This window comes from Gordonia asplenii, assembly GCF_012933505.1.
Lineage (GTDB): Bacteria > Actinomycetota > Actinomycetes > Mycobacteriales > Mycobacteriaceae > Gordonia > Gordonia asplenii.
Genome location: NZ_JABBNB010000029.1, coordinates 13,337 through 39,107 on the forward strand (window position 1 = coordinate 13,337; position 25,771 = coordinate 39,107).

Below are 25,771 nucleotides of genomic sequence, written 5' to 3' on the forward strand. Positions count from 1 at the left end.
GGAGACATCATGCCCGCCGTCACCGCCGACACGTTGACCTTGCCCCGAATCGCCGCGACCCCGCTCGACGCCGTCGAGCGCACCGTGAAGTCGGTCACCCGCGGACCGCGCGGGTACGAGGGCGAAGGCTTCCCCGTCGTGCGCGCCTTCGCCGGCGCCGGCACCGCCGATCTCGACCCGTTCATTCACATGGACCAGATGGGCGAGGTAGAATATGAGCCCGGCGAACCCAAGGGAACGTCGTGGCACCCGCACCGCGGATTCGAGACCGTCACGTACATGATCGACGGCCGATTCCAGCATCAGGACTCCACCGGTGGCGGCGGCATCATCGAGAACGGCGCGACGCAGTGGATGACCGCCGGTGCCGGCATCCTCCACATCGAGACTCCCCCGGCCGAACTCGTCGAATCCGGCGGCACCTTCCACGGCATCCAGCTGTGGGTGAACCTTCCGGCCGACGACAAGTTCATCTCACCGAAATATCAGAATCTCGAAGCCCAACAGTCGACGCTGGTCTCCTCGGCCGACGGCGGCGCGCTGGTCCGCATCATCGCCGGCGACATCGACGGACACGGCGGACCGGGTGCGACGCACACGCCGATCACCTTCGCCCACGCCACAATCGCCCCCGGGGCGCAGCTGTCGGTGCCGTGGCGAGCCGATTTCAACGCGCTCGTCTACGTACTCTCCGGGCATGGCACGGTGGGCGCGGAGGGCCGCCCGATCAGCCAGGGCAGCCTCGCGGTGTTCGGCAAGGGCGACGTGCTGACCGTCGGCGCCGACGCCACGCAGGACTCCAAGAGTCCGTCGCTCGAAGTTCTCCTGTTGGGCGGCAAGCCGATTCGCGAACCCGTCGTACAATACGGCCCGTTCGTGATGAACACCCGCCAGCAGCTGATCGAAGCGATCGAAGACTTCAACGCCGGTCGCCTCGGCATCATCCCGCCGGACGCACTGATGCCACACACCGTGGGCCGCTGATGAACGTCGGCGAAAGCGCTTCGCGCACAACGCTGCGGATCGAGGAGATCCTCGATCCGCGATGGGCCGCGTGGCAACCGTTCATCGAGACCAGCGCACACCTGCAGACGGTCCTCGACGACGAACTGCGCGCGACGTCGAACATGAGCCTGCCCGACTACCACGTCCTGCTACTGCTGGCGAAGTCACCCGACCAGCGGATGCGGATGAACGAATTGAGCCGGTCGATGGTGTTCTCGTCGTCGCGACTGTCGTATCAGATCGACACCCTCGCCAAGAAAGGCTGGGTGTCGCGCGAACCGGTTCCCACCGACCGGCGGGGCAGCTACGCGGTCGTCCTGCCGGCCGGGCTGCAAGCCCTGTCCGACGCCGGGTATATCCATATGCGTTCTGTCAAAAGACTTTTCGTCGATTCACTCGACGCCGAGGACGGCGCCGCACTGGCGGTCATCCTGCGTCGGATCGCATCGGGTCTGGAGCAATCATGAGCAGCACCACCATCATTCGCGCGGCCGACCGGTACCACTGGAACAACGAATGGCTCGACTCACGCCAATCTTTTCCCGCGACCGGCAATTTCAATCTGTTCGAGAATGCGCACGGCGTGCTGATGGTCAACAACGACGACACCGTGCAGGCCGGCGAGGGTCTCGACCGGCATCAGCATCGCAACGCCGAGATCCTCACCTGGGTGCTCAACGGCTCTGTGGTGCACCGTGATTCGCAGGGCGTCGAGGGTGAGATCAAACCCGGCGTGATCCAGCGGATGACGGCGGGGCGGGGCATCAGCCACTCGGAGCGCAACGGTTCGAGCCGCAAGGACAACATCGCACTGCGCGTGGTACAGATGTGGGTGGCCCCGGATACCGACGACCTCGACCCGAGCTACGCCGAACGCGACCTCACGTCGGAGTTGGCCGGCGGCGACCTGTTCGTCGCGGCGTCCGGGATGGCACGCGACCGTGGGACGTCGGCGGTGTCGATCGCGAATCGCTTTGCCGCACTGCACATCGCAGCGCCGAAAGTCGGCGCTTCGGTGACACTGCCCGCCGCTGGCTTCGGGCATCTCTACCTGGCGCGGGGCACCGTGGCTCTCGGCGACGAGACGTTGTCAGAAGGCGACGCGGTGCGCTTCACCGGTGCCGGCGAACAGCAGATCACCGCTGTCGACGATGCCGAGATCCTGTACTGGGAGATGCACGCGAGCTTCGACGTGTGAGGATTCGTCGCGTGTTGCGAGGTTTCGGGTCGGCTTGGGGTCTTCGTCTCACCAGCCCCTCTACTTCGTTACAACCGCTCGTACCTCGCGGTCACTCAGCACGGCGGCTACACCGAAGCTCGTTCCTCGCTTCGGCACTCGGGGAGCGAGGCGGCCGCTTCGACGTGTGAGGCGGCCGAGGTGACCAGACCCTACGGGACCAGACTCGGCTCGTCCTCGGTCGACAGTGTCAGCACGGCCTCGACGATCGAATAGTGGCCCTCGAGTCGGGCTTCGAGTCGCCGGAGCCGTCGTGCCACGTCGTGTTCGGGAGCGTCGCCCACCAGATCGACGGCGGCGACCACATAGAATTGTCCCGGCCCGACGAACTCGGCGTGCAGGTAGGTGACTCGCTGAACATCGTCGTGCGCCAACAGGTGGGTGAGCATCCGGTGTCGAATGTCCGGGCGGGCGGCCTGGCCGAGCAGGAATTCCCCGTTGCGCCAGATGAGAATCACGGCGACGACGCCGAGCAGCAGTCCGACGGCGATCGAACCCGCCGCGTCCCAGACCGCGGAACCGGTGAGTTGATGCAACATCATCCCCAATGCCGCGAGGATGAGTCCGATCAGCGCCGCGGCGTCCTCCGCGAAGACCGCACGCAGTGTCGCCTTGGACGTGACCAGGATGTAGCGCATCGGGCGCAACGACCATCGGGACGCGTCGCGACGCGCCTGCCGAACGGATTGCAGAAGCGAGATACCTTCCAGCACAAAGGCGATGGCCAGAACGGCGTATCCGACGACGTAGTCCGAACCCTCCTCCGGTGTGCGAAGCGCCGAGACGCCGTGCATCACCGACACCACCGCACCGACGGTGAAGAGCCCGAATGCGGCGAACATGGACCAGATGTAGGTCTCGCGGCCGTAGCCGAACGGGTGGCGTTTGTCGCGGCCCCGAGCGCCGCGTCGTTCCGCGATCAGAAGAAACACCTCGTTGCCCGCGTCGGCCCACGAATGGGCCGCCTCGGCGACCAGCGACGCCGACCCAGTGATGGCCGCCGCCACCGACTTGGCAACGGCGACAAGGATATTGACCGTGAAGGCGATCACCACGGTCAGCATCGAGTCACCGCCGGTCTGCTCCGGCGCGGGCTCGGGGACGGTGTACTCGGGGATGGACTCGTCGGTGTCGGTCACCCGCACATCGTCGCATAACGCACACACGGCGCGCCTCTGGAAAGAGACGCGCCGCGCGGGATCGAGCGTGATCAGCCGAGGCTGAACGGGCGACCGTAGAAGGTCAGGATCTGACGAGCGTTGTCGGTGTCGACGAACACGTTGGCGAACGAACGCGCCTGCGCGTAGCCGGCGCAGCCGTTGACCATGATGGTCTCGTTGGTGTAGCTCAGACGACCATGGGTGGCCTTCTTGTAGGTGATCTTGCCGTCGTGCTTGGCGGCACCGAAGTCGTCGGCACGCTCCCAGTCGTTGATGTAGTAGTTGACGGCCTGGCCGGGTCCGATCGAGACGCTCGCACCGCTGCTGACCGACGCCGCACTCAGCGACGACGTTCCCGTGGCGCTGCCACCCGAGGTGGAGGTGAGGCCACCGAGGTTGACCTGGCAGCCCACGATGTAACCGGCCTGGATCTTGATCTTGTTGGCCTTCTTCGAGGTACGCGCGTCGTAGGTCGCCGAAACCCAGGCGTTGCGGTGCAGCGGGGTGCCGCCCAGCGACGGGTTGATGTTGGCGCGCTCATTGCTGCGAGTCAGCGAGACGACGGTGCCGTCACCCATCTGCAGGCTGTCGGTCTGCGAGGGCAGCACGATGCGGACGTCGGCGTTCGCCACGGCCGGGGTGCTCAGGCCGACCACGGCCGCCGACAGCCCGGAGACCGCGAGCGCGGCCGAGATGATCTTCTTCATCGAGAGTCCTTGTCTCAAGGTGTGTCTGGTGGTCTTGGATCAGCCGATGGAGAACGGCTGGCCGTACAGGTTGATCTTCTGGTGGTCTTCACCCGAAGTCTCGACGGTCACGAACGAACGCGCCTGTGCGTATCCCGCGCAGTTCTGGATCTGCAGCTGGGTGTTGCGCCAGTTGAAGTAGTAGGTGCCCTTCTTCTCGACGTCCTTGTAGTCGAGCTGCGCGAAGACCACCTGACCGGGCTGGATCGGGATGCTGAGGGTGGCGGTTCCGGTGGGAGCGCCGCTGATGGCGTTCAAGCTACCGGTGAAGCCGGCGGACAGCGTGCCGATCTGCACCTGGCAGCCGACGATGTAGCCGACCGAAATGGTCGCGGCCGCACCGTCATTCGACGTTCCGTTGGTACCCGGCAGGCCGGCTTCGCCGACCGGGCCGTTGTTCGGGCCGGCCTTGCTCGGCTTCAGGTTCGGGGCCTTCACGGTCACGTTGCCCGACACCCATGCGGTGCGTCCGAGGCCGTTCGCGGCGAGCGACGGCGAGATCGTGGCCGACTCACCGGTACGGCTGATGCTGATTCCGTCGCCGCCCTGCGAGCCGTTGGGCAACCGGACGAACGCGTCCGCGTGTGCCGGCGCGACGCCGGTGACGGCGATGCCGACGGCGGCCGCGCCCGCCAAGACGCCCGCGAATGCACCGCGTCGAGCGGACGATTTGATCGTGCTCATGAATTCCCTCTCCAGGACTGTTGGTTCGCGTTGTCGTCCTGCGACGACATCGCGGCGAACCTTACGGCAGGAAAATGAAACAATCGGTTAACAGCGAATTGCCAGCGAACGCTAATCTGCCGCACATTCAGGAAACCCCCAGGTGAATGATCTCAGGCGGGTCTCAGTCAACGTTCGAATCATCGTGAGCAGATCCCTGAAATCCCGGCTTATCGGCCAACTGTCAATCGCCGATTACCGGTGTGTGAATTCCTACGCGACTAAAAGGACCGTACCATTGATGTGAGCGGACTCACATATTCACCAGATACGAAACCACATTCTGTTCGACGCGGCAAATTGCCTCAATTCGCGCATCACGCACCCCGGGCCACACGAACCTTTCCGCAGCCGGACCGCAGGCCTTGGTACGCAGCTATGGTTAGCAAGTGAGTGCGAAGATTCCGTCGCGCATCGGCCATTGGCTGCTGTCCGACATCACACCCCAGCCCGCCGATCAGATGGGCCCGCACCGCGCGCCGCATAAGCACGCGCCCACACATCGCTGGTATCAGGTCATGTGCCTGACCGGCGTCGACTACTTCTCCACGCTCGGCTATCAACCCGGTATCGCGGCCCTCGCGGCGGGCGCGATCGCTCCGATCGCGACGATCGTCTTGGTTGCGCTGACGTTGTTCGGCGCACTGCCGGTGTATCGGTATGTCGCCCGCAAATCGCCGAACGGCGAGGGCTCCATCGCGATGCTCGAGCATCTCCTGCCGAGGTGGGGCGGCAAGATCTTCGTCCTCGTCCTGCTGGGATTCGCGGCGACCGACTTCATGATCACCATGACGCTGTCGGCCGCCGACGCCACTGCACACTTCGTGGAGAACCCGCTGATCCCGAAGTCCTTCGGCAGCCACACGATCCTCATCACCCTGATTCTGCTCGCCCTGCTGGCCGCGGTATTCCTGCGCGGCTTCACCGAGGCGATCAAGGTGGCGGTCGTCCTGGTGGTGGTCTATCTGGTGCTGAACTTCGTCGTCGTGGTCTCCGGAATCGCACACATCGTCGCCGCTCCGCATCTCGTGGTCGACTGGCGGCACGCGATGACCGCCGAGCACGGCAGCCCCATCATGATGGTCGCCGTCGCACTGCTCGTCTTTCCCAAACTGGCACTTGGTCTTTCGGGCTTCGAGACCGGCGTCGCGGTGATGCCGCAGATCACCGGTGACCCCGACGACGACCCCAAGGAGCCAGCCGGACGAATCCGCGGCGCGCACCGACTGCTGACTACCTCCGCGCTGATCATGAGTGTGTTCCTGATCAGTTCCAGCGTCGTGTGCACGGTGCTCATCCCGGACAAGGAATTCCAGAGCGGCGGGCACGCCAACGGCCGTGCACTCGCCTACCTCGCGCACGACCAACTCGGTGCGACATTCGGTTCGGTCTACGACGTCAGCACCATCCTCATCCTGTGGTTCGCCGGGGCGTCGGCGATGGCGGGCCTGCTCAACCTGGTCCCCCGATATCTGCCCCGCTACGGCATGGCGCCGGACTGGGCTCGGGCGGTGCGCCCGCTGGTGCTCGTCTTCGCGCTGGTCGCGTTCGTGGTGACGTTGATCTTCCGCGCCGACGTCGACGCGCAGGGCGGCGCCTACGCCACCGGTGTGCTGGTCCTGATGACCTCGGCGTCGATCGCGGTGGCGCTGTCGGTTCGCAAGCGACGCAAGACGATCGCGACGATCGCATTCGTCATCGTCGCCGCGATCTTCATCTACACCACCATCGCGAACGTCTTCGAGCGTCCCGAGGGCGTGCAGGTGGCCGCGTTCTTCATCATCGCGATCCTGGTGGTGTCGTTCGCCTCGCGCATCAACCGGTCGTTCGAGTTGCGTTCCAGCTCAATCACATTCGACGACGCAGCGCAGGAGATCATCGGCGGCGTATGCCGGACCGGCACCCTGTCGATCGTCACCCACGACCCGCACAGCCGCTCCCTGCTGGAGTACCGCGAGAAGGAACTGCAGCAGCGCGCGGAAAGTCACATCCCCGACGCCGACGAGATCGTCTTCCTCGAGATCAACATCACCGACGCCTCCGAATTCGACACCGACGTCGCGGTACACGGCCGGATCTACGACGGCGGGCCACGGATCCTGTGGGCCAACGCGGCGTCGATCCCGAACACCATCGCATCCATCCTCATCGCCATCCGAGACTCGACCGGCGTGAATCCCGACGTCTACTTCGAGTGGAGCGAGGGCGATCCGATCGTCAACCTGCTGAAGTTCCTGTTCATCGGCGAAGGTGAGGTGGCGCCGGTGACCAGGGAGATCCTGCGTCGGGCCGAGCCGGAACTCACGAATCGGCCACACGTGCACGTCGGGTAGTCGACCGCCAAACATTGCGCCCACCGTGCGCCCAACGGTGTTCGACGCCGTGCGGAAATCACACTATGGGCGGCATGCCTCGACATATCCGATTCAACGCGTTCGACATGAACTGCGTCGCCCACCAGTCCCCTGGACTGTGGCGTCATCCGCAGGACCGCTCCTGGGACTACAACACCCTCGACTATTGGGTCGATCTCGCCAAGCTTCTCGAATCCGGCAATTTCGACGGATTGTTCATCGCCGACGTTCTCGGCACCTATGACGTTTATGCCGGCAATGATGAAGCCGCTATTCGCGAAGGCGCGCAAATTCCGGTCAACGATCCGCTATTGCTTGTTTCGGCGATGGCGCACGCCACCGAGAATCTCGGTTTCGGAATCACCACCGGAACGGGGTTCGAGCATCCCTACCCATTCGCGCGCCGGCTGTCCACCCTCGATCACCTGACCCGCGGCCGCATCGGCTGGAACGTCGTCACCGGCTATCTGCCCGCCGCGGCGCGCAATATGGGCGACGACTCGCACCTGGCTCACGACGCACGCTACGACCACGCCGACGAATACCTGACCGTGCTCTACAAACTGTGGGAGGGCTCGTGGGAGCGCGACGCCGTGCGTCGCGACCGCGCGGCCGGGATCTTCGCCGACCCGGCGAAGGTGCACCACATCGGCCACGACGGCGAGCATTTCCGCGTGCCGGGCATTCACCTGTCCGAACCGTCGCCGCAGGGTTCGCCGGTGATCTACCAGGCGGGCGCCTCACCGCGGGGCCGCCGGTTCGCCGCCGAGAACGCCGAAGCGATCTTCGTCGCGGCACCGACGAAAACCATTCTGCGCGAGATCGTTTCGCGTACCCGCGAGGAACTCGCCGCAGCGGGCCGCGACCCGTACGACGCCAAGATCTACACCCTGGTGACCATCATCACCGACGAGACCACCGAGGCCGCACTCGCCAAGGCGCAGGAGTACCGCCGCTACGCCAGCGAGCAGGGAGCGTTGGTCTTCATGTCCGGCTGGATGGGCATCGACCTGGCCGCCTACGACCTCGACGACCCGATCGGGTCGGTGGAGTCCAATGCGATTCAGTCGGCCGTGGCCGCGTTCTCCCAGGCCGATGAATCCGGAAAGCCCTGGCGCGTCCGCGATATCGCCGACTGGGGCGGCATCGGCGGGATGGGCCCGGTCTTCATCGGATCCGGCGCGGACGTCGCCGCGACGCTGCAGGACTGGGTGGACGACACCGACGTCGACGGCTTCAACATCGCCTACGCAGTGACGCCGGGGTCGTTCGAGGACGTCGTGCACCATGTGGTGCCCGAGTTGCGCAAACGCGATGCCTACCCCGCTCAGTACACACCGGGAACGTTGAGGCACAAGCTGTTCGGCCGCGGCGACCTGCTGCCCGACACCCATCGCGGGGCGTCGTTCCGGGTGGGCGGTCCCGGGTCGACGATCGACGACTCGATCCGCCGTCCCCTCGTCGCCGCCGGAGCGGGCAAGTGACCATCACCATCCGCAACCTGAGCAAGACATTCGGCGACGGCGACAGTGCCACAACGGTTCTCGACGACGTCAGCTTCAGCGTCGAATCGGGCGAGATCTTCGCCGTCGTCGGACCGTCGGGAGCGGGCAAGTCCACCCTGGCCCGGTGTATCAACCTCCTCGAACGCCCGACGTCGGGCGAGGTGATCGTCAACGGCGACAGTCTGACCCAACTCACCTCGACCGAACTGCGTCAGGCACGCCGCCGCATCGGCACGGTGTTCCAGTCGTCGAGCCTGTTGTCGCGGCGCACCGCCGCCGCGAACGTCGCGCTGCCGCTGGAGTATCTGGGTGCGACCAAAGCCGCGACCAAGACGCGCGTCGGCGAACTCCTCGAGCGAGTCGGTCTCGGCGACAAGGCGCAGAAGTATCCGCACCAACTCTCCGGCGGTCAACGGCAACGCGTCGGCATCGCCCGTGCCCTCGCGCTCAAGCCGTCGGTGCTGTTGTCGGATGAGGCGACGTCGGGACTCGATCGGGTGGCCACCGAGAGCTACCTGACCCTCCTCGACACGCTGCGCACCGACCTCGATCTCGCCGTCGTGTTCATCACCCACGAGATGGAGACGATCGTCAAGGTCGCCGACCGCGTCGGACGGCTCGATCACGGCACGCTGCGCGAGCAAGGCGACATCGTCGACATCGCACTCGACGCACAGTCGTTGCTGGGTGCGCAGTTGCGCGCGCCCGGCCGTGCCACCGCAGCCGCCGCCGACACGGTCGCGGTGTCGGTGACCTATGGCTCGCCGACGGTGCCCGCCGATTGGCTGAGTCGGCTTGGAACCGAATTGTCGGTTCCCATCGCACTTCTCGGCGCCAATATCCAGTCGATCGGCGGCGTCGCGGTGGGCGAGGCGACTCTCGGAGTGCCGGCAGGCCGCCTCCCCGAGTTCACTCGCGTCGCGAAAACGCTTGGGCTGCACAGTCAATCGGAGTCGACGCGCGTCGACGACGACCTGCTCGCGGAGGTCCCCGCATGACCGTGCTCGCGATTTCGGTGCCCACCAACGAGATTCCCGGCTTGCTGGTCCCGGCGTTCTTCGACACGGTCACCATGGTCGCCATCGTGATGGCCCTCGTGCTGATCGTCGGCCTGCCGCTCGGCGCGCTGATCCACAATCTGGCGCCGGGCGGACTGTACGAGAATCGCGCGCTGCACACGCCGCTGTCCTGGGTCATCAGCATCGGGCGCTCGCTGCCGTTCCTGGTGCTGATGACCGCCATCATCCCGTTCACCAGGTTCATCACCGGAACCAACATCGGCATCGCCGCCGCGGTGGTGCCGATGTCGATCGCCGGTATCGCGTTCTTCACCCGGATCGTCGAGAACTCGTTGCGTTCGGTGCCCGCGGAAGTCATCGACGTCGCCACCGCGTCGGGCGGCTCACCGCTGCAGATCATCACCGGCGCACAGATTCCCGAGGCACTGCCGAATATCATCGGCGGCCTCACGATCAACACCATCGCGATGATCGAATACTCGACCATCGCGGGCACCATCGGCGCGGGCGGACTCGGTTACATCGCCGTCACCTACGGCTACCAACGCTTCGATCACGGCGTGATGATCGCGACGATCATCACGTTGGTCATCACCGTCGCCATCATCCAAATCGTCGGAGACGCGCTGGTCCGCCGTCTCACGCCGCAACGAACCACCATCACCCGCTGAGGAGAAAACCCTTGTCTACCAACACAGTCACCGACACCGATCCCAATGCCGCACCCGAGCCCGGCGCCGACTCCGGCATCGAACTCAAGACGAAACGACGATGGCCCGTCTACGCCGCGATCATCGCCGTCGTCGTCGTGATCGCCGGCTTCGTCGGCTGGCGGGTGCTCGGATCAGACACCAAGTCCCCCAACGAAACCGCCGGAGCGACGCTGACGATCGTGACCGCCGAAGGCAACGCCGCAGAACAGTCGCTGGTCAACTTCATCGCCCGCAACGTCGCGCCGCGCTACGGCATCACCGTCGCGTTCAAGGGGCTGGCCGACTCGACGACGCTCAACCGCGCGGTGAGCGACGGCGAGGTGGCGGGCACCGTGTACCAGCACAAACTGTGGTTGTCGCAGGTGCTCGCCGCCAACCCCGACTTCAAAGAGGTCGCCGCGACACCGGTGTTCCGCTGGGGCTTCGGGGTATGGTCGGACAAGTATGCAAGTCTGAGCCAATTGCCCAACGGCGCAACGGTTTCCCTCTACTCCGACCCTGCCAACGAAGCACAGGGGCTGTGGCTGCTGGAGCGCGCCGGACTGATCACCCTCAAGCCGGGCACCGACAAGTGGAAGGCCACCCAGGACGACATCGCGGCCAACCCGCGCAACCTCAAGTTCACCCTCCTCGACTTCGCCGCACAGTCGCGGGCCCTGCCCGACCTCGACGCCGCGGTCGGCTACACCGAGTACTACCTGGCGGCGAACATCGACATCGCCAAGCAGATCTATGCACCGCCGGCTCCCGACGAGTTCGCCGGTCAGCTGACCATCGGTACGAAGTGGCAGAACACCGATAACATTCGCAAACTGGTCGCCGCATTCAAAGACCCGGCGGTCCAGAACTACCTGCGCACCGACCCGTCGGTGAAGAACATCCTGCTGCCCCTGTAGCAGCTCACCGCGGTAGGAATCACCGCTACCGGTAGCCGACGGTCATGTACTGCGGATCCTACCGGTCGGTGATTTCGCCTACCCTTGCGTCGTGACGACTCCAGGAACCGGGCGGCATCGAGCGCCCCAAGAACCTTCGGCCCCCGCGGGTGATTCTCACTCGCACAGCCACGGTCACTCCCACGGCCTGGGCAGCGGCCCGGCTCCGCTGTCCCGGGCGGCCCGGTGGGTGGTGATCGTGGCGCTCGGTGCCATCGGGATCGGGGTCGTCGCGGGCGTCGCACTGCTGTGGCCGTCGGGTGCGGCCCATCCGATCCCCATCCAATTCCGCTCGGCCGACGGCGGTCCGATCCGCACCGTCAACGCGACGGTGGTATCGCAGACCCGCGCCGACTGCCAGAGCCAGCTGGTCGGCGTCACCGTCGACGCCGATTCGGTACCCATCACGCCCGTCGCCGGCGGCCCGTGCATCGATTCGACTGTTCGACTCACCAGCGGTGACGACGCCGGAAAGCTTGTGCTGCTGGCGATTCCGACGAACAAGGCACAGTCGGGCACGGGGCCGGACACGCCGAAGCCGGATCCGTCGACCGCCGACCTGCCCCAACCCGGGCAGCCGACACTGCACGTCGACGACAAGATCCGGCTCAGTGTCTCGTCGAGCTATGACGGCCTCGCCCGGTACAGCTTCTACGATTTCGCGCGCGGAACCTCCCTACTGGTGTGGGGCATTCTGTTCGCGCTGGCCGTGATCCTCGTGGCCGCTTGGCGCGGACTGCGTTCGGTGATCGGCCTGGCCTTCGCCTTCGCGGTCCTGGGTGTCTTCACGCTGCCGGCGATTCTCGACGGCCATTCACCCGTCGCCGTGGCGATCGTGTCATCGGCGCTGATTCTGTTCGTCGTGCTGTACCTGGCGCACGGCATCAGCATGCGCACCAGCTCCGCGCTGTTGGGCACGATGGTCTCGCTCGGGTTGGCGGGCTTGTTGAGTCAGGTGGCGATCACGACGACGAACATCACCGGCCTGTCCAGTGATCAGGCGATGAATCTTCAGCTGTACCAAGGTTCCATCTCGGTTTCGGGGCTGCTGCTCGCCGGATTCATCATCGGCACCCTCGGCGTCCTCAACGATGTGACGATCACGCAGGCGTCGGCGGCGTTCGAACTGGCCGCGGCCGGCGATCACTCCCGGATCTCGGCATTTCGGGCCGCGATGCGCATCGGGCGCGATCACATCGCCAGTACCGTCTACACGCTCGTCTTCGCCTATGCCGGCAGCGCTTTGCCGCTGTTGCTGCTGTTTTCCGTTGCAGCGCAACCGTTCGGCTCGCTGCTGACCACCGACCAGGTGGCCATCGAGCTCGTGCGCGCGTTCGTCGGCGGCATCGCCATCGCACTGTCGGTGCCGCTGACGACCGCGATAGCCGTTGCGCTGGTACGACTTCCGTCCGCCGAAGCCGCGCGCCCGGCGTCGTAGTCAGCAGCGGGTGGGAAGCGCCGCACGAATACCGTTGGCGATCCCCGTCGCGTACGCCCGCAGCGATGCCGCGTCGACGGCGATCGACCCGCCGGTCGCCCCCGGGCTGAATTCGTTGTAGACCCAGGGCGTGTGGGTCGCGATCAGCGCGATGATCGGAATGTTGCCGGTCCACAACGGGGCACGACCGCTGAAGTCGTTGTCCGTCACCGCAACTCGATGACCTTCCGCGCGCGAGCGAGCGGCGGCGATGGCCGCTCCGTACCGCTGACTCGCCCGGGCGGTCGCCGCGTCGTCGAATGTGACGCGCAGATGCTTGCCGTCGGCACCGGTGCCCTCCCGGTACAGTCCGACCCGCTGGACGAAGACCTCATGGACTCCGGGGCTGGTGTGGATGCTCACCCCGATGGCCGCGTGCGCGTCCTCGGCACGGTCCACGCGCTGGCGATAGGTCACGCTTTCGGCGGTCGAACGTTTGAGCAGCACGACCGGATAACCGCTGCCGCGCAGCATCGCCGCGACCTGACTCGCCACGCTGAACGCATCGGCGTCCTCGGCACCGTTGGGGTAATCGATCTGCGCCGCACCGGTTTTCGGGTCGAACGAGTCGATCCGCACGGGATTGTGGCCCGGATCGAGCGCGACGACGGGCATGGCACACGCGACTTTCGACGTCGGCGCGGCCAGCGGCGTCGTCGAGGACTGGCTCAGCGACGACGAGGACCGGCTCGGCGTCGACGAGAAGGCACCGCCGCCGCTGGAGGCTGCGGCGCACCCACTCAGGACGACGGCGATCGACAGCGCCATCGTGCCGACGGCCGACCCCGCTAGCGCGCGCAGGTGCCGCTGGGAAGAGACTTGAGGTTCGTGTTCAGCCATTTCGCCACCTGAGTCAGAGTGCTTTCACCGCTGCCCAACGACGTCCCGGGGCCCGAGGTCGTCATGGCTATCGCGGTCTGTCGTCCGTCTTTGCCTGTGATCACCGCGAGTTGGCGGACCACGTAGCCGGAACTGACGCCGGGTCCCCACCCACCCTTGACGGCGGTCGCCTTCGGTGTCGACATCGCATAGGCACCCCACTGTTGATTCCCCGCGACGGTAGCCATGAATCCGAGGACGCGGCTCGAATCAGGCAGACACGGGAGCTGCGCGGCGAAGGTCGCGGCGTCGTGCACCGACCACTGCGTCTGACCGAAGACGGTGAAGCCCGACCGCAGTTGCGTCGTCGGCACGTCGAGGGTCACCCCACCTTCGGCCAGCACCTTCTCGACCGCGGCCGACGCCTGCTGCGCGGTGCCCAGCGATGCCCAGAGCGACTCGGCCGACGCATTGTCGGACTGTTGGATCGCCGCGGTGGTCGCGGTGAGCGGACCGTTGTTGTGGCGCTCGGCGGCGATCGCCAGCGGTACCTTGATCGTCGACCACGCGACCTCGGTCAGCGGAGTGCCCAGATCGATCCGCGCCGACGGATTGCCGACCGCCGCGATCGACACCGATACCGGCTGAGAAACCTTGAGCTTCTTCCAGCCCTGCTTCAGAGCTGCGGCGTCGGGCGCGGGCCGACTCACCGTCGGGCTGACCGCCGACGTGGTCGACGTGGACGTCGGCGTCGAGGAGGTCACCGTGACGGTCACCGTCGTTCCGCCACTCGACTGCCCGCAGGCACTCAACGCAACCGCTCCACACGCCAGGATGGCGACCATTGCTGACAGTCGTTTCGACACTGACTTCCCCCGGCTCAATAGATGACCACCACGGCATTGTTACCACCGGTGCACACGACCGCGCTGCCCTGCGGCGAACACGACATCAGGTAGGACTGACCGGTTACCGGCGAGACGACGCTGACCTGCCGGGACTGCCCCTTCGCCCCGGAATTCAGGTATGCGGTGCGCACCGCGGTCGCGAACGGGCAGCTGGTACTGCTGGAGCCGACGCCGACCGTCGAATCACATTGCGACGAGGCCGGTGCCCCTCCGCCCGGAGCGGGCCCCGGCGGGGCCGCGGGCGCGGTCTGCACCGGGCCCGGCACCGTCACGGTGGTCGCGGTCGTCACGGCCGGAGGCGAAGCGGCTGTCGTCGACGACGGCGCGGCGGCCTCGGTCTTGGTGACCGTGACCGGCGTCTTGTCGCCCGTGAGCCCGCAGGCACTCAAGAACGCGACGCAACACAGCGTCGCCGCGGCGGCGACTATCCGATGCCTGCTCATGTCAGCCTCTCGTTTGATTCCTTGTTTGATTCCTCAGTAGATGACCACGACGGCATTGTTGCCGCCGGTGCACACGACGACGCCGCCCTGCGGATTGCACGCCATGACATAGGACATGCCGGTGACCGGTGAGTAGGCGGTGACCTGACGCGCCTCGCCCTTCACCCCGGAGCTCAGGTACGCGCTGCGTACCGCGGCGGCGAACGGGCAGCTGGTCGGGGTATCGGTACCGATACCGACCGTCGAATCACACGGAGTCGACGCCGGGGCGGGGACCGCCGGAGTCGTCGTCGACGTCGCGGTGGTGGTCTGCGGAGCGACCGTCTGCGTGACCGTCGTCGGCCCGTTCGCGGTGTTCGCGCTCTTCGACGACAGTGCGAAGTAGATCACGCCACCGAGGACGATGAGCAGAATCACGGCCACGACCGCGAGGATCGGGACCATCGATCGTCGCTGCGGCTGCTGGGGATATCCCGGCGGCTGCCCGTACACGTGCGGTCCGACTGGCTGCGGCTGCGAGACGTAACCGGGCTGCGGCTGCGAAATGTAACCGGGTTGGGGTTGCGAAATGTAGCCGGGCTGCGGTTGCGAAGTGAACCCCGGCTGCGGGGGCGGTGCGTAGCCCGAGCCGAGCGGAACCGGTCCGGACGGACGCATCATCGTCGGCGAGTACGCGGCCGGGACGCCGAACTGCGTGCGGTCGTAGGCCCCGGGCTCGGCTCCGGCACCCATGATCTCGGTGGCGCCCTCGGCGCCCGGGCCGGCCGATGCCGGCTCGGCGACGGCCGACTCGTCGTCGCCTTTGCGCAGTGAGATCGTCTTGACCGCTGCGGTGGCCCCCTCGCCGGGCATCCCGAGCGCCGCGCGCGCATCGGCGGCGAAGTCCGCGGCCGAGGCGTAGCGCTGCGTCGGATCTTTCGCCAACCCGCGCGCGATGACCGGTTCAAGAGCTTCGGGAAGATCTGCGTTGAGTGAGCGCAGCGTCGGCGTCGGGTCCAGCACCGCCGCTTTGATCGCTTTGGACACGGTTCCCGCCGGATGCGGCACCTGCCCGGTCAAGCACTCGAACAGCACCGCGGTCAGGGCGTAGATGTCACTGGCCGGGGAGGCGGCTTCGTTGTCGAACTGCTCGGGCGCCATGTAGGCGAACGAACCGATCGTCGAGCCGGTCTGAGTGAGGTGCGTCGACGAATCCGCTTGGGCGATACCGAAATCCACGAGGTAGGCGAAGTCGTGGTCGGTGACCAGAATGTTCTCCGGCTTGACGTCGCGATGCACCAGCCCGCCGGCGTGCGCGGCGTCGAGCGCCTCGGCGATCTGCCCGACGATCCCGACCGCCCGCTTCGGGGACAGCGCACCGCAGCCGGACAACACCTTGCGCAGATCCTTGCCGGAGACCAGGCGCATGTCCAGGTAGAGGACGCCGTCGAGATCGCCGAAGTCGTGGATCGGGATGATGTGCGGTTCGCCGAGGCGCGCGACGGCTCGCGATTCGCGCCGGAACCGCTCCTGATACACCTGATCGTCGGCGAGCTGCGGGTTGAGCAACTTCAACGCCACTTCGCGGTCCTTGACGGTGTCATAGGCGCGATAGACCTCTCCCATTCCGCCCCGACCCAACAGCTGGTCGAGACGGTAGGGGCCGAACTGTGTGCCAACACGGCTTGCGGACATGAATGGAGTCTAGGCGTATGATTCGGCGTCGTCGCGACGTCGACTGAACGATGGACACGAGTGGACATGCCAGGTGTTCCGCACGCCGCATTACCGATATTCACGACATGGCCCGTCGCGCGGTGATGAAATTCTCTCTATGGCCGCAACCCGCGGGATGACCCGAAGCGTTTGGGGCAGTTCGTATGTCGAATGGTTCCTGATCGTCACCATTGCCACGATTCTGATCACCCGCGCCTATCTGGAGCTCACCGGGTATCCACAGATCGGTGGCCACACGCTGCACATCGCGCACGCGGTCTGGGGAGCGTGCCTGCTCATGATCGCGCTCGTCATGGGTTGGCTGTTTCTGGGCCCGACGATTCGCGTGACGTCGGTCGCCGTCGGCGGGATCGGCTTCGGCCTGTTCCTCGACGAGATCGGCAAGTTCATCACCGTCGACAACGACTACTTCTTCGGGCCGTCGGCGGAGGTGATGTACGTCAGCGTGGTCGTCGTGCTGATCACGACTCGGGCGATCCGCGACTTCCGGCCGATCGGCGTCGACGAGGCGCTGGCCAACGCGGCAGCGATCGCCGCGGTCGGAGTCAGCGGCGGTCTCCGAGTTGCGCCGCGCCCAGGGCATCGAATTGGCCGACCGCGCCGAGCAACTCGGCGCCGACGTCGCCGTCGTCGAGCCGATTCGGGCATTGCTCGCGCAGAGTGCGGACCGTCGGGATCGATTGACCGAAGCGCGGGCCCGACTGTTCTCGATGATTCCCGGATTCGTGCTGAGTCGACGCTGGGTCCCGGTGGTGACCGTGACCCTACTGTGCACCTCGGGACTGGCCACCGCGATCGGGCTGGCTCAGCTGCTGACGGGCGGCATCGACGTCCAAACCGACAGGGCCACAGTGCTTCTCGATCCACTCGGCGCCGCCGACGCGATTCGGCTGATCGGCGCGTCGATCACCTTCACGCTCGTCGTCGTCGGGCTGGCGGGGCGTCGTCGACGCGGCGCGGTCTGGACGATGGAGATGATTCGCATCGGCGCCCTGGTGGTCACCGCACTCAACGCGCTGGTCGACTTCGCCGCCGAGGGCTTCGGCGCGCTGGTGAGCGTCGCCATCGGACTGGCCGCAGTCGCCGTGCTGACCCACCAGATCAACCTTCGGACTACGTGAGGGCAGCCAAATCCGAGGGTGCGGGCATCCGTCCGCGCTGGTTGAGCGAGCGCAGCGAGTCGAAACCATGGTGACGCAACCGATTTCGCACGACCGCTCATCTCGCGTTCCGACCGTGGTGATCATCCCAGCTGTGCACCCACCGGGTGCATCCGACGATTGCGCTGATGCTGCAGTCCTGGTCACCCACGACCCGGCGAAATCCGTTGTCTCACCATGGTTTCGACTCGCTCGTCGCTAGCGCTCCTCGCGGCTCAACCAGCGAAATGGGTCCACCGTCGGTGAATCCAGGCTCAACCAGCGGAGGTGCTGGCTGAGCGTGAGCTACTTCGCGCGCCATTGCGCCATGCCGAGGAACACCATGACTAGTTGCCGCTCGGTGCGCGCGACGATGTCCCGTTCGGCCGCGGCACCGCGATAGTCGCCGTCGAGCAGGTCGGCGACGGCCGTCATCATGATGGTCACGATCAATTCGGCTGCGGTCTCGAGGTCTTCCGGCGGCCACGTCACCAGGTCGGGAAGGCGCGACAGGTCGATGGCGAGTTCCTTCGCGAACAATCGCAGTTCCATGTCGATGGCGCGTCGGACCTCCAACACACCTCCGTGGCGCTCGCGGATCAGGAAACGGAACTGCGACTCGTTGTTGTGGACGTGCTCGAGCAGAATCCCCAGCGAATTCTTCGCCGTGGGCATCGCCTGCCGCGCGGCCAGGTCGCGTCGTCCGTCACGCAGCGCGCGGCGCAACACCCGCATCGAATCCTCGACCAGGGTGACGCCCAGATCCTCCATCGACGCGAAATGCCGGTAGAACGCCGTCGGAACGATGCCCGCGCCTCGCGCCACTTCACGCAGGCTCAGGCCCCCGAAGCTGCGCTCGTCGACCAGCGCCATCGTGGTGTCGAGCAGGGCCTGCCGGGTGCGCTCCTTCTTTTCGGCGCGGCTCTCCGACTCGCCGGCGCCACTGTCACCGGCCGGGCGTGCGCGGCGCGGTCCACGCGCGTTCTCCGATCGGCTCACAGTCGGCAAGTCTAGGCGCGCCGGAGAGCGCCCGACGTTGGCCCCTCCCTTTTCCAGCCACTCCGGTGAGGACCGTCACAAGCGCCAGCGCTTGACGCACCGGGCGGTTCATATGTCACACTTCTCTGTGTACAGATGTTCACTGAAACATCCCAGCCAGCCCCAGGATGGATCCGAACCCATGAGCCTCAAGCTTCCCACCGCGCAACGCCGCGGCTTCCTCGCCGGCATTCTCGAAGCCGCTCTCGCGCCGCACCCGGTGGACACCTACCTCCAGCTGTTCGACCCGATGCTGACGTGGCGCGATCTGCGCGCCAAGGTGGTCGGCGTGCAGCGGCGCACCGATCGCACGGTGACCCTGACCCTGCAGCCCACGCGTCAGTGGAATGGTCACCTCGCCGGACAGTTCATCCAGCTCAGCACGGTTATCGACGGTGTGCGCCACAGCCGTTGCTTCTCCCCGGCGAACGCCGCCGACGGCGGCAACGGACACATCGAACTGACCGTCACCGCCCACCCGGACGGCTTCGTGTCGCGCCACCTGCGCGAGAACATCGTCGTCGGCGACGTGCTCGGCCTCTCCCCCGCCGACGGGTCGTTCACGCTGCCCGAGAAGATCGGCGGACAGGTGGTGTTCGTCAGCGGTGGCAGCGGTATTACACCTGTACTCTCAATGCTGCGAACATTGATCGCGACAGAGTACACAGGAAGCGTCACGTTCGTGCACTACGCCCGGACCCCCGACGACGTTCCCTACGCCGCGGAGCTGAGCGTCATCGACGCCGCATACCCGAACATCGACGTCTCCCTGCGTTACACCGACGTTCCCGGCGGTGAGTTCTTCTCCCCGGAGCATCTCGACGGCATCGCGGGGCTCAGCGCCGACGCCGACGATCCCGCGCAGATCTTCCTCTGCGGTCCGGCACCGCTGATGGACGACGTCAAGACCTACTGCGCCGAGCGCGACCTGACCGATCGCCTGCACTTCGAGGCGTTCACGATCTCCACCCCCACCGTCGACCCCAATGAGCCGGTCACCGGCGAACTGTCCTTCACCCGGTCGTCGACGACGGCCGCCAACGACGGACGCACGATCCTCGAACAGGCCGAAGCCGCAGGCCTGTCCCCGGAGAGCGGCTGCCGAATGGGCATCTGCTTCTCCTGCACGGCAATCAAGAAGTCCGGCTGCACCCGCAATGTGCTGACCGGCGAAACCGACACCGAAGCCGACAAACACATCCAGCTGTGCATCAGCCAGCCGGTCGGCGACGTAGAAATCGAGGTGTAAGACCATGGCAATCCAGATCAGCGACTTCTATCGCACCGCAGCGAGGCAGACCCGCACCCCCAGGCAGGCGAAGGCCAAGAGCAACGAGACCATCACCATCGACCTCAGCTACGAGCAGGTGGAGCAACTCGGCGCCGACCTCGACGCACTCAAGGCTCGGATCACGGCCGACCTCGGCGACTCCGACCGCGAGTACATCTACTCGATCATCAAGGCGCAGCGCGGATTTGAGATCGCCGGTCGGGCCCTGATGTACCTCGGCTTCTTCCCGCCCGCGTGGCTCGCCGCGGTCGGCGCGCTGAGCGTGTCGAAGATCCTCGACAACATGGAGATCGGCCACAACGTCATGCACGGTCAGTACGACTGGATGCGTGAGGACAACTACAACTCCCGCGAATTCGAATGGGACACCGTGTGCCCCGCCGATCAGTGGAAGCACAGCCACAACTACATGCATCACACGTTCACCAACGTGCTCGGCGAGGACCGCGACATCGGCTACGGCATCCTGCGGATGGACCGCGACCAGAAATGGAATCCCTACTACCTGGGCAACCTCTTCTACGCCACCGCGCTGATGGTCTTCTTCGAGTGGGGCGTGATGTTGCACGACCTCGAGGTCGAACGCATCGTCGCGGGTGAACGCAAGTGGTCGGACGTCAAGGGCCTCGTCAAAGGCATGTGGCGCAAGGCCAGCAAGCAGGTCCTCAAGGACTATGTGGTGTTCCCGCTGCTGACCGGTCCGATGTTCATCACCACGTTCCTCGGAAACGTCGCTGCCAACCTGATCCGCAACCTGTGGACCTACTCGATCATCTTCTGCGGTCACTTCCCCAGCGGCGCACAGACTTTCACCGCCGAGGAGTGCGCCGACGAGACCAAGGGCCAGTGGTACCTGCGCCAAATGCTCGGCTCGGCGAACATCGAGGGCGGCGAACTGTTCCACATCATGAGCGGCAACCTGTCGCATCAGATCGAGCACCACCTCTTCCCCGACATCCCCGCCAACCGCTACCCGGAGATGTCGGTCGAGGTGCGCGAGATCTGCGAGCGCTACGGCCTGCCCTACAACACCGGCCGCCTGCGCGACCAGCTCGGCTCGACGTGGAAGAAGATCGCCAAGCTGTCGCTGCCGAACTCGTGGACGCGCGACGACAACAACATCGTCGTCAACATCGCGCGCACGCCGGCCGCACTGGCAAGCTGAACTGTTCTCACCGCACACGACCTACCCGCCGGAGCCGTGCTCCGGCGGGTATCGTCGTCGCTGAACGCCATCGGACGCTGAACTGTGAAGGGGCCAGGCACGGTCATGGGCGAAGAATTCGAACGCAAGCTCGAGCGCAACAAGGACATCGCCCAGGAACTGGTCGAGACCACCGCGCACCGGGTGGGCCGGATCACCAACATCATCACCGGGGCCGTCGCCGACGTCGCACGGGAGGTCGGTGATCTGGTCACCGACGGTTTCGAGATGCGCGACGCCGCGCGCCGCGCGAAGGCCGACCAACGAGAGAGCCTGTCCGGCGTCGACGACGATCAGGACGAGATTTCCGAGGCCGGAGTCGACCGGCAGTCGCTGCCGTCGGCGTCGAACGACCACCAGGATGACATCATCGACGCCGAGATCGAGAGCGACGACCAGCGGTGAGTCAGTTCGCGGTGAGCCAACCATCGATTCCCGCCAGTTACCCTCCCGTCGGTCCACCCGGGCACCCCGCCGCAGCGTTACGCCGTCCGCCGTCGCTGCTCGGATCCGCCGTCGGCACCGGCATCATCGGCTTCCTGATGGTCATCTACTCGGTGATCACCGGATTCCTCATGCTCAGCGACGATGGTTGGAGCTGGATCAGTTGGGTCTTCACGTCGGGATCGGGACTGCAGAAGTCCATCGTCACGGCATGGCTCGTTTCGGTCCCACTCTCGCTGCTTCTGACGGTCAGCGCCCTGCTCAGCCCGGTGGGCGCGGCGTTTCGCGCCATCGCGGCACTGCTGTTGTCGGTCGCCGTGCTCGATCTGCTCGCGTTCACCCTGACGTATCTGCTTGCGGGGTCGCACTGGGCGGTCGGCGAAAACGCCCTGCTGTTCACATTGGCGTGGGGGTTTCCGATCATCTTGATCGTCGCGACGGTGGCGGTGGCACCCACCTATTTCTTCGGGTGGAGCTACTTTCGGCAGCGCCGCGGCGCGTTCTACGCGCGCTGAACGAGATTGTCGGAGCAGCCGGCGCGGCTTCTTTTCACCCGCGCTGAGCGAAATTATTGGCGTTAACAAAGCGTTGCCATAGTCTCAGAGGCCAAATTGCTCTCTTGGAGGTCAGACACGTGTCGTTACGTGAGGCGTTCGCCTTTCCCAACCCGGTCAACGACTACGCCGCCCGGTCGACGGCGGGACTCGTCGTCGCCCTGGCCGTCGTGACCGTCGTAGTCAATCAGTGGTGGCTCTACGCGCTGCTCGCGATCGGTTTCGTGCTGCGCGTGGCCGGCGGACCGAAGTACTCCCCGTTCGGTCGCCTCGCCGTGCACGTCATCGTGCCGAAGATCTGGAAGAAGGAGAAGCTGGTTCCCGGGCCGCCGAAACGGTTCGCGCAGACCATCGGCGCCGTCCTGTCCACGGTCGCGCTGGTGTTGAGCCTAGCCGGATTCGGCCTGGCCGCTCAGATCGCGATCGGCTTCCTGATCGTCGCCGCCACCCTTGAGTCGGTGTTCGGATTCTGCCTCGGCTGCACCATCTTCGGCTTCCTCCAGCGAGTAGGCGTGATCCCCGAGACGGTGTGCGAGGCATGCAACAACATCTGGGCACGGGATACGGCGTCGGTCTAGGCGGCTTATCAGCGCAGCGAATCCGGCTCACTCGCGTATCGTTCGACTTCTCGGATAGTGCCCCACATCACGCGACTCCGCCCCGATGCGCGCTAGCTCGGCGCTAACCCGAGGTTCTTCACTTCCGAGTTCGGGTCACCAGGCCCCTCGTTACACCGAAGCTCGTACCTCGCTTCGGCACTCGGGGAGCGGGGGTACGGCACTCGGGGAGCGGGGGTACGGCACTCGGGGAGCGGGTATGGCACTCGGGGAGCGGGGTACGTTCCCCACTTCCGAGTTCGGGTCACCGGCCCCCTCGTTACACCGAAGCTCGTTCCTCGCTTCGGCACTCGGGGAGCGGGGGTACGTTCCCCACTTCCGAGTTCGGGTCACCAGACCCCTCGTTACACCGAAGCTCGTACCTCGCTTCGGCACTCGGGGAGCGGGGTAGGGCACTCGGGGAGCGGGGTACGGCACTCGGGATGCAGCGCGACCTCAGTCCAATAGTCCCAACGCTATTCCGTCGAGGATGTCGTGCTCGGAGACCACCAATTCGTTGATCGACGCCGTCTCGGCCAAGATGTCGGCGAGGGCCAAGGTCACCAGCGAGCCGCCGCCGATCACGTCTACCCGACCCGGATGCATCGGGCCCAACGCCGCACGATCGTCGCGGGTCATCGCTATCAGCGACTGACAGACGTCCCGCAAGGCGTCGAATCCGATGCGCGACAGGTGAATTTGCTCGGCGTCGTAGACGGTGAGGCCTAGGCCGAGCGCGGCGAGCGTCGTCATGGTTCCGGCGACGCCGACCCAGGTGACGGTCTCGCCGACCGGAACCGCGGCCAGCGCCGGAGCCAGACGCTCGGCGATGAAGTCGCGGCCCGCGGCGATCTCGGCGTCGGTCGGCGGATCGGAATGCAGGCAGCGCTCGGTCAGCCGGACACACCCGATGTCGGCCGAGTACGCCGCGCGCACGTGCGCGGCTGCCCCGTCACCGAGCACCAATTCCGTTGAGCCACCGCCCAAATCGGTGACGAGGAACGGCCCCGCCGACGGATCCAGCTCCCCCACGGCGCCCAGAAACGACAGTCGCGCCTCCTCGTCGCCGGTGATCACCTCGGCGACCGCGCCGTCGACCACCCGACCGAGCAACCGCGCGGTCATCGCAAAGAAGTCGTCGCGGTTGCGCGCATCCCGCGTCGCCGACGTCGCCACCATTCGAACGCGTTGCACGCCAAGGGTTTTCATCGTCTCGACGTAGTCGGCCAGGGCGATCTCGGTCCGCTCGATCGCCTCGTCGGCGAACATTCCGGTGGCGTCGACGCCCTGCCCGAGCCGCACCACCCGCATCTCCCGATGCACGTCGACGAGCCCCGCACCGCTGGGCGCCGGGTCGGCGACGAGCAGGCGGATCGAATTGGTGCCGCAATCGACCGCGGCGACGCGGGTCATTCGCCGCTCTCCGACAGCTCCGCCGACGCCTCCGGCAGCGATGGCCAGTCGGCGGGAATGGCGGTGCCGCGCAAGCCGTTCGCCGCGGCCAGCGCCACCGCCTCATCGCCCAACGGGTTGACGCCCGGCCCCTTGGCGAGCGAATGCGCGATCAGCACGTGCAGGCACTTGACCCGATCCGGCATGCCACCGCCGGAGAAGTCGGTGCCCAGCGATTCCATCGCATCGCGCTCGGCGAGAAAACTCTCGTGCGCGCGCCGATACCCTTGTGCCAGTTCCGGATCGGTGCCCAGCCGCTCGGTCATCTCGCGCATCACGCCGGCGGACTCCAGCCGGCTGGCCTCCGCGGTCAGCCGCGGGTCGGTGAGGTAATAGAGCGTCGGAAACGGAGTGCCGTCGGGCAACCGCGGGGTGGTCTTCACGACCGCGGGGCGCCCGTCGGGCGTCCGATAGCTGATCTCGACGACGCCGCGGGGTTCCCTACCCAATTGCGCCGCAACGGCTTTCAAGTCTTCTTCGGAAACACTCACCACACCACAACCCGTTGATCGACGTCGCGAATACGACTATTTGCCGGTCGCCGGAGTGGCGACCGAATCCCACAGATTTCCGTACCACGGATTACGTGCCTTCGCCGCGGCGCGATCCTCTTCGGCCTTGCGCTCGGCCTGCCCGGGGAACGTCAGGATCAGCACCGTCTCACCGGGGCGCGCGTACTGCAGCCGGGCGCGCGCCTTGGCTTCGGTATAGGCCGGGTCGCCCTGCTCGTTGACCTTCTGCTGATACTCGGCGACTTCGCGGCGCAGCTGCGCATTCGAATCACGCAACTGGTCGAACTCCGACTGCTGCGAGAAGTACGTCCGCAGCGGCATCGCCAGGGTCAGAATCACGAACGCGAGGACGATCGCCATGATCACCGCATGCCGCGGATTGACGCCGCGCATCCGGTGCAACGCCGACTGCGCGAGCCCCGGACGCGACACGTTGGTGCGGGCACCGCGGGTAGAGCGCGCCCTGGTCGGTGCCGCCTCGGAATCGGAATCGCCCGGCGTCGAGTCCCCCGGCGTCGAATCTCTCTGCGCCGAGTCCTTCAGCGCCGAACCCCTCTGCGCCGAATCAGACTCTGCGTCAACGCCGTTCGACGAGCGGTCGGAGTCGTCGCCGAATCCGGCAGCCGTGACCAACGGATCGGCGACGTCGAGACCGTCGTCCTCGGTCTGCTCGACGCGCGGCTTGGAATTCGCCTGCGCCGAGCTGCGCCTCCGGTCACCGGGGCGGGTTGATCGAGTCCGATCACCCCTGCCGCGGTGACCTCGAGTGCGCTCTGCCATG

26 protein-coding genes are annotated in these 25,771 nt (G+C 66.0%); 15 read left to right on the forward strand and 11 right to left on the reverse strand.

What is annotated here, in order from left to right; translation table 11 throughout:
• The first annotated feature begins 9 nt into the window (after nucleotides 1–9).
• The 3 genes from HH308_RS22345 to HH308_RS22355 are packed head-to-tail and all read left to right on the forward strand — an operon-like array spanning nucleotide 10 to nucleotide 2,203.
• A complete protein-coding gene (locus tag HH308_RS22345) occupies nucleotides 10–984 on the forward strand; it encodes a pirin family protein (RefSeq protein ID WP_170196464.1) in 975 nt (324 codons plus the stop codon).
• A complete protein-coding gene (locus HH308_RS22350) occupies nucleotides 984–1,472 on the forward strand; it encodes a MarR family winged helix-turn-helix transcriptional regulator (protein WP_170196465.1) in 489 nt (162 codons plus the stop codon). The genes HH308_RS22345 and HH308_RS22350 overlap by 1 nt, the downstream gene beginning before the upstream one ends.
• Nucleotides 1,469–2,203 carry a pirin family protein gene (locus HH308_RS22355; protein ID WP_170196466.1) on the forward strand — a complete coding sequence of 245 codons (735 nt, stop codon included), beginning with the start codon at nucleotides 1,469–1,471 and terminating at the stop codon, nucleotides 2,201–2,203. Before HH308_RS22350 ends, HH308_RS22355 begins: the two co-directional genes overlap by 4 nt.
• A 191-nt stretch (nucleotides 2,204–2,394) precedes the next feature.
• Here the strand turns inward: HH308_RS22355 and HH308_RS22360 are convergent, their stop codons facing one another.
• The 3 genes from HH308_RS22360 to HH308_RS22370 all read right to left on the reverse strand — a co-directional run bounded on the left by HH308_RS22360 (nucleotide 2,395) and on the right by HH308_RS22370 (nucleotide 4,832).
• Nucleotides 2,395–3,306 (reverse strand): cation diffusion facilitator family transporter, encoded by a 912-nt coding sequence (locus tag HH308_RS22360; protein WP_170196533.1) that lies wholly within the window; start codon nucleotides 3,304–3,306, stop codon nucleotides 2,395–2,397.
• 146 nt (nucleotides 3,307–3,452) lie between these two features.
• A complete protein-coding gene (locus HH308_RS22365; RefSeq protein ID WP_170196467.1) occupies nucleotides 3,453–4,109 on the reverse strand; it encodes an MspA family porin in 657 nt (218 codons plus the stop codon).
• A gap of 39 nt (nucleotides 4,110–4,148) precedes the next feature.
• A complete protein-coding gene (locus tag HH308_RS22370) occupies nucleotides 4,149–4,832 on the reverse strand; it encodes an MspA family porin (RefSeq protein WP_170196468.1) in 684 nt (227 codons plus the stop codon).
• A 500-nt stretch (nucleotides 4,833–5,332) separates the two neighbouring features.
• On the opposite strand from HH308_RS22370, the gene HH308_RS22375 reads away from it, so the two are divergent.
• The 6 genes from HH308_RS22375 to HH308_RS22400 all read left to right on the forward strand — a co-directional run bounded on the left by HH308_RS22375 (nucleotide 5,333) and on the right by HH308_RS22400 (nucleotide 12,835).
• Complete coding sequence (locus HH308_RS22375; RefSeq protein ID WP_170196534.1) at nucleotides 5,333–7,204, forward strand: APC family permease; 1,872 nt, start codon at nucleotides 5,333–5,335, stop codon at nucleotides 7,202–7,204.
• A 74-nt stretch (nucleotides 7,205–7,278) separates the two neighbouring features.
• A complete protein-coding gene (locus HH308_RS22380) occupies nucleotides 7,279–8,709 on the forward strand; it encodes an LLM class flavin-dependent oxidoreductase (RefSeq protein ID WP_170196469.1) in 1,431 nt (476 codons plus the stop codon).
• Nucleotides 8,706–9,728 carry a methionine ABC transporter ATP-binding protein gene (locus HH308_RS22385; protein ID WP_170196470.1) on the forward strand — a complete coding sequence of 341 codons (1,023 nt, stop codon included), beginning with the start codon at nucleotides 8,706–8,708 and terminating at the stop codon, nucleotides 9,726–9,728. The genes HH308_RS22380 and HH308_RS22385 overlap by 4 nt, the downstream gene beginning before the upstream one ends.
• Nucleotides 9,725–10,420: a methionine ABC transporter permease gene (locus HH308_RS22390; protein ID WP_170196471.1), complete on the forward strand. Its 696-nt coding sequence runs from the start codon at nucleotides 9,725–9,727 to the stop codon at nucleotides 10,418–10,420. The genes HH308_RS22385 and HH308_RS22390 overlap by 4 nt, the downstream gene beginning before the upstream one ends.
• 77 nt (nucleotides 10,421–10,497) lie before the next feature.
• Complete coding sequence (locus HH308_RS22395; RefSeq protein ID WP_376767254.1) at nucleotides 10,498–11,358, forward strand: MetQ/NlpA family ABC transporter substrate-binding protein; 861 nt, start codon at nucleotides 10,498–10,500, stop codon at nucleotides 11,356–11,358.
• 91 nt (nucleotides 11,359–11,449) lie between these two features.
• Nucleotides 11,450–12,835: a YibE/F family protein gene (locus HH308_RS22400; protein WP_170196473.1), complete on the forward strand. Its 1,386-nt coding sequence runs from the start codon at nucleotides 11,450–11,452 to the stop codon at nucleotides 12,833–12,835.
• On the opposite strand, the gene HH308_RS22405 is transcribed toward HH308_RS22400, so the two are convergent.
• The 4 genes from HH308_RS22405 to HH308_RS22420 form a co-directional block, all read right to left on the reverse strand.
• Complete coding sequence (locus HH308_RS22405; RefSeq protein WP_246284778.1) at nucleotides 12,836–13,714, reverse strand: N-acetylmuramoyl-L-alanine amidase; 879 nt, start codon at nucleotides 13,712–13,714, stop codon at nucleotides 12,836–12,838. It lies immediately after the preceding gene.
• Nucleotides 13,663–14,469: a serine hydrolase gene (locus HH308_RS22410; protein ID WP_312870810.1), complete on the reverse strand. Its 807-nt coding sequence runs from the start codon at nucleotides 14,467–14,469 to the stop codon at nucleotides 13,663–13,665. Before HH308_RS22410 ends, HH308_RS22405 begins: the two co-directional genes overlap by 52 nt.
• A 104-nt stretch (nucleotides 14,470–14,573) precedes the next feature.
• Nucleotides 14,574–15,044, reverse strand: coding sequence for a hypothetical protein (locus HH308_RS22415; protein ID WP_170196475.1), 471 nt, complete (start codon nucleotides 15,042–15,044; stop codon nucleotides 14,574–14,576).
• Between the two features lie 33 nt (nucleotides 15,045–15,077).
• Entirely contained in the window at nucleotides 15,078–16,718 is a 1,641-nt protein-coding gene (locus HH308_RS22420; RefSeq protein WP_170196476.1) for a protein kinase domain-containing protein, read from the reverse strand.
• Between the two features lie 605 nt (nucleotides 16,719–17,323).
• Between HH308_RS22420 and HH308_RS30530 the strand changes: the two genes are divergently transcribed.
• A complete protein-coding gene (locus tag HH308_RS30530) occupies nucleotides 17,324–17,881 on the forward strand; it encodes a hypothetical protein (protein ID WP_312870811.1) in 558 nt (185 codons plus the stop codon).
• Nucleotides 17,882–18,205: 324 nt separating this feature from the next.
• On the opposite strand, the gene HH308_RS22430 is transcribed toward HH308_RS30530, so the two are convergent.
• On the reverse strand, nucleotides 18,206–18,898 hold the full coding sequence (locus HH308_RS22430) for a TetR family transcriptional regulator (protein WP_170196477.1): 693 nt from the start codon (nucleotides 18,896–18,898) through the stop codon (nucleotides 18,206–18,208).
• Between the two features lie 181 nt (nucleotides 18,899–19,079).
• Between HH308_RS22430 and HH308_RS22435 the strand changes: the two genes are divergently transcribed.
• The 5 genes from HH308_RS22435 (at nucleotide 19,080) to HH308_RS22455 (ending at nucleotide 23,008) form a co-directional block, all read left to right on the forward strand.
• A complete protein-coding gene (locus HH308_RS22435) occupies nucleotides 19,080–20,186 on the forward strand; it encodes a ferredoxin reductase (RefSeq protein ID WP_170196478.1) in 1,107 nt (368 codons plus the stop codon).
• Nucleotides 20,187–20,190: 4 nt separating this feature from the next.
• A complete protein-coding gene (locus HH308_RS22440; RefSeq protein ID WP_211188741.1) occupies nucleotides 20,191–21,393 on the forward strand; it encodes a fatty acid desaturase family protein in 1,203 nt (400 codons plus the stop codon).
• A gap of 105 nt (nucleotides 21,394–21,498) precedes the next feature.
• Nucleotides 21,499–21,837 carry a hypothetical protein gene (locus HH308_RS22445; RefSeq protein ID WP_170196479.1) on the forward strand — a complete coding sequence of 113 codons (339 nt, stop codon included), beginning with the start codon at nucleotides 21,499–21,501 and terminating at the stop codon, nucleotides 21,835–21,837.
• Between the two features lie 11 nt (nucleotides 21,838–21,848).
• Nucleotides 21,849–22,391 carry a hypothetical protein gene (locus HH308_RS22450; RefSeq protein ID WP_170196480.1) on the forward strand — a complete coding sequence of 181 codons (543 nt, stop codon included), beginning with the start codon at nucleotides 21,849–21,851 and terminating at the stop codon, nucleotides 22,389–22,391.
• 119 nt (nucleotides 22,392–22,510) lie between these two features.
• Nucleotides 22,511–23,008, forward strand: coding sequence for a DUF4395 domain-containing protein (locus HH308_RS22455; protein WP_170196481.1), 498 nt, complete (start codon nucleotides 22,511–22,513; stop codon nucleotides 23,006–23,008).
• 474 nt (nucleotides 23,009–23,482) lie between these two features.
• Here HH308_RS22455 and HH308_RS22460 read toward each other — a convergent pair whose 3' ends face one another.
• Genes HH308_RS22460 through HH308_RS22470 form a run of 3 tightly spaced genes read right to left on the reverse strand, consistent with a single transcriptional unit; the run spans nucleotide 23,483 to nucleotide 25,770 of the window.
• Complete coding sequence (locus tag HH308_RS22460) at nucleotides 23,483–24,439, reverse strand: Ppx/GppA phosphatase family protein (RefSeq protein WP_170196482.1); 957 nt, start codon at nucleotides 24,437–24,439, stop codon at nucleotides 23,483–23,485.
• On the reverse strand, nucleotides 24,436–24,969 hold the full coding sequence (locus HH308_RS22465) for a DUF501 domain-containing protein (protein WP_170196483.1): 534 nt from the start codon (nucleotides 24,967–24,969) through the stop codon (nucleotides 24,436–24,438). Before HH308_RS22465 ends, HH308_RS22460 begins: the two co-directional genes overlap by 4 nt.
• 36 nt (nucleotides 24,970–25,005) lie before the next feature.
• Complete coding sequence (locus HH308_RS22470; RefSeq protein WP_376767253.1) at nucleotides 25,006–25,770, reverse strand: FtsB family cell division protein; 765 nt, start codon at nucleotides 25,768–25,770, stop codon at nucleotides 25,006–25,008.
• Between the last annotated feature and the right edge of the window lies 1 nt (nucleotide 25,771).

Excerpts from the sequence above, each read along its gene's own strand:
- HH308_RS22345 (WP_170196464.1), top strand. The coding sequence starts at position 10 with ATGCCCGCCGTCACCGCCGACACGTTGACCTTGCCCCGAATCGCCGCG.
- HH308_RS22350 (WP_170196465.1), top strand. The coding sequence starts at position 984 with ATGAACGTCGGCGAAAGCGCTTCGCGCACAACGCTGCGGATCGAGGAG.
- HH308_RS22355 (WP_170196466.1), top strand. The coding sequence starts at position 1,469 with ATGAGCAGCACCACCATCATTCGCGCGGCCGACCGGTACCACTGGAAC.
- HH308_RS22360 (WP_170196533.1), bottom strand. The coding sequence starts at position 3,306 with ATGCTGACCGTGGTGATCGCCTTCACGGTCAATATCCTTGTCGCCGTT.
- HH308_RS22365 (WP_170196467.1), bottom strand. The coding sequence starts at position 4,109 with ATGAAGAAGATCATCTCGGCCGCGCTCGCGGTCTCCGGGCTGTCGGCG.
- HH308_RS22370 (WP_170196468.1), bottom strand. The coding sequence starts at position 4,832 with ATGAGCACGATCAAATCGTCCGCTCGACGCGGTGCATTCGCGGGCGTC.
- HH308_RS22375 (WP_170196534.1), top strand. The coding sequence starts at position 5,333 with ATGGGCCCGCACCGCGCGCCGCATAAGCACGCGCCCACACATCGCTGG.
- HH308_RS22380 (WP_170196469.1), top strand. The coding sequence starts at position 7,279 with ATGCCTCGACATATCCGATTCAACGCGTTCGACATGAACTGCGTCGCC.
- HH308_RS22390 (WP_170196471.1), top strand. The coding sequence starts at position 9,725 with ATGACCGTGCTCGCGATTTCGGTGCCCACCAACGAGATTCCCGGCTTG.
- HH308_RS22405 (WP_246284778.1), bottom strand. The coding sequence starts at position 13,714 with ATGGCTGAACACGAACCTCAAGTCTCTTCCCAGCGGCACCTGCGCGCG.
- HH308_RS22415 (WP_170196475.1), bottom strand. The coding sequence starts at position 15,044 with ATGAGCAGGCATCGGATAGTCGCCGCCGCGGCGACGCTGTGTTGCGTC.
- HH308_RS22420 (WP_170196476.1), bottom strand. The coding sequence starts at position 16,718 with ATGTCCGCAAGCCGTGTTGGCACACAGTTCGGCCCCTACCGTCTCGAC.
- HH308_RS22435 (WP_170196478.1), top strand. The coding sequence starts at position 19,080 with ATGAGCCTCAAGCTTCCCACCGCGCAACGCCGCGGCTTCCTCGCCGGC.
- HH308_RS22440 (WP_211188741.1), top strand. The coding sequence starts at position 20,191 with ATGGCAATCCAGATCAGCGACTTCTATCGCACCGCAGCGAGGCAGACC.
- HH308_RS22445 (WP_170196479.1), top strand. The coding sequence starts at position 21,499 with ATGGGCGAAGAATTCGAACGCAAGCTCGAGCGCAACAAGGACATCGCC.
- HH308_RS22460 (WP_170196482.1), bottom strand. The coding sequence starts at position 24,439 with ATGACCCGCGTCGCCGCGGTCGATTGCGGCACCAATTCGATCCGCCTG.
- HH308_RS22470 (WP_376767253.1), bottom strand. The coding sequence starts at position 25,770 with ATGGCAGAGCGCACTCGAGGTCACCGCGGCAGGGGTGATCGGACTCGA.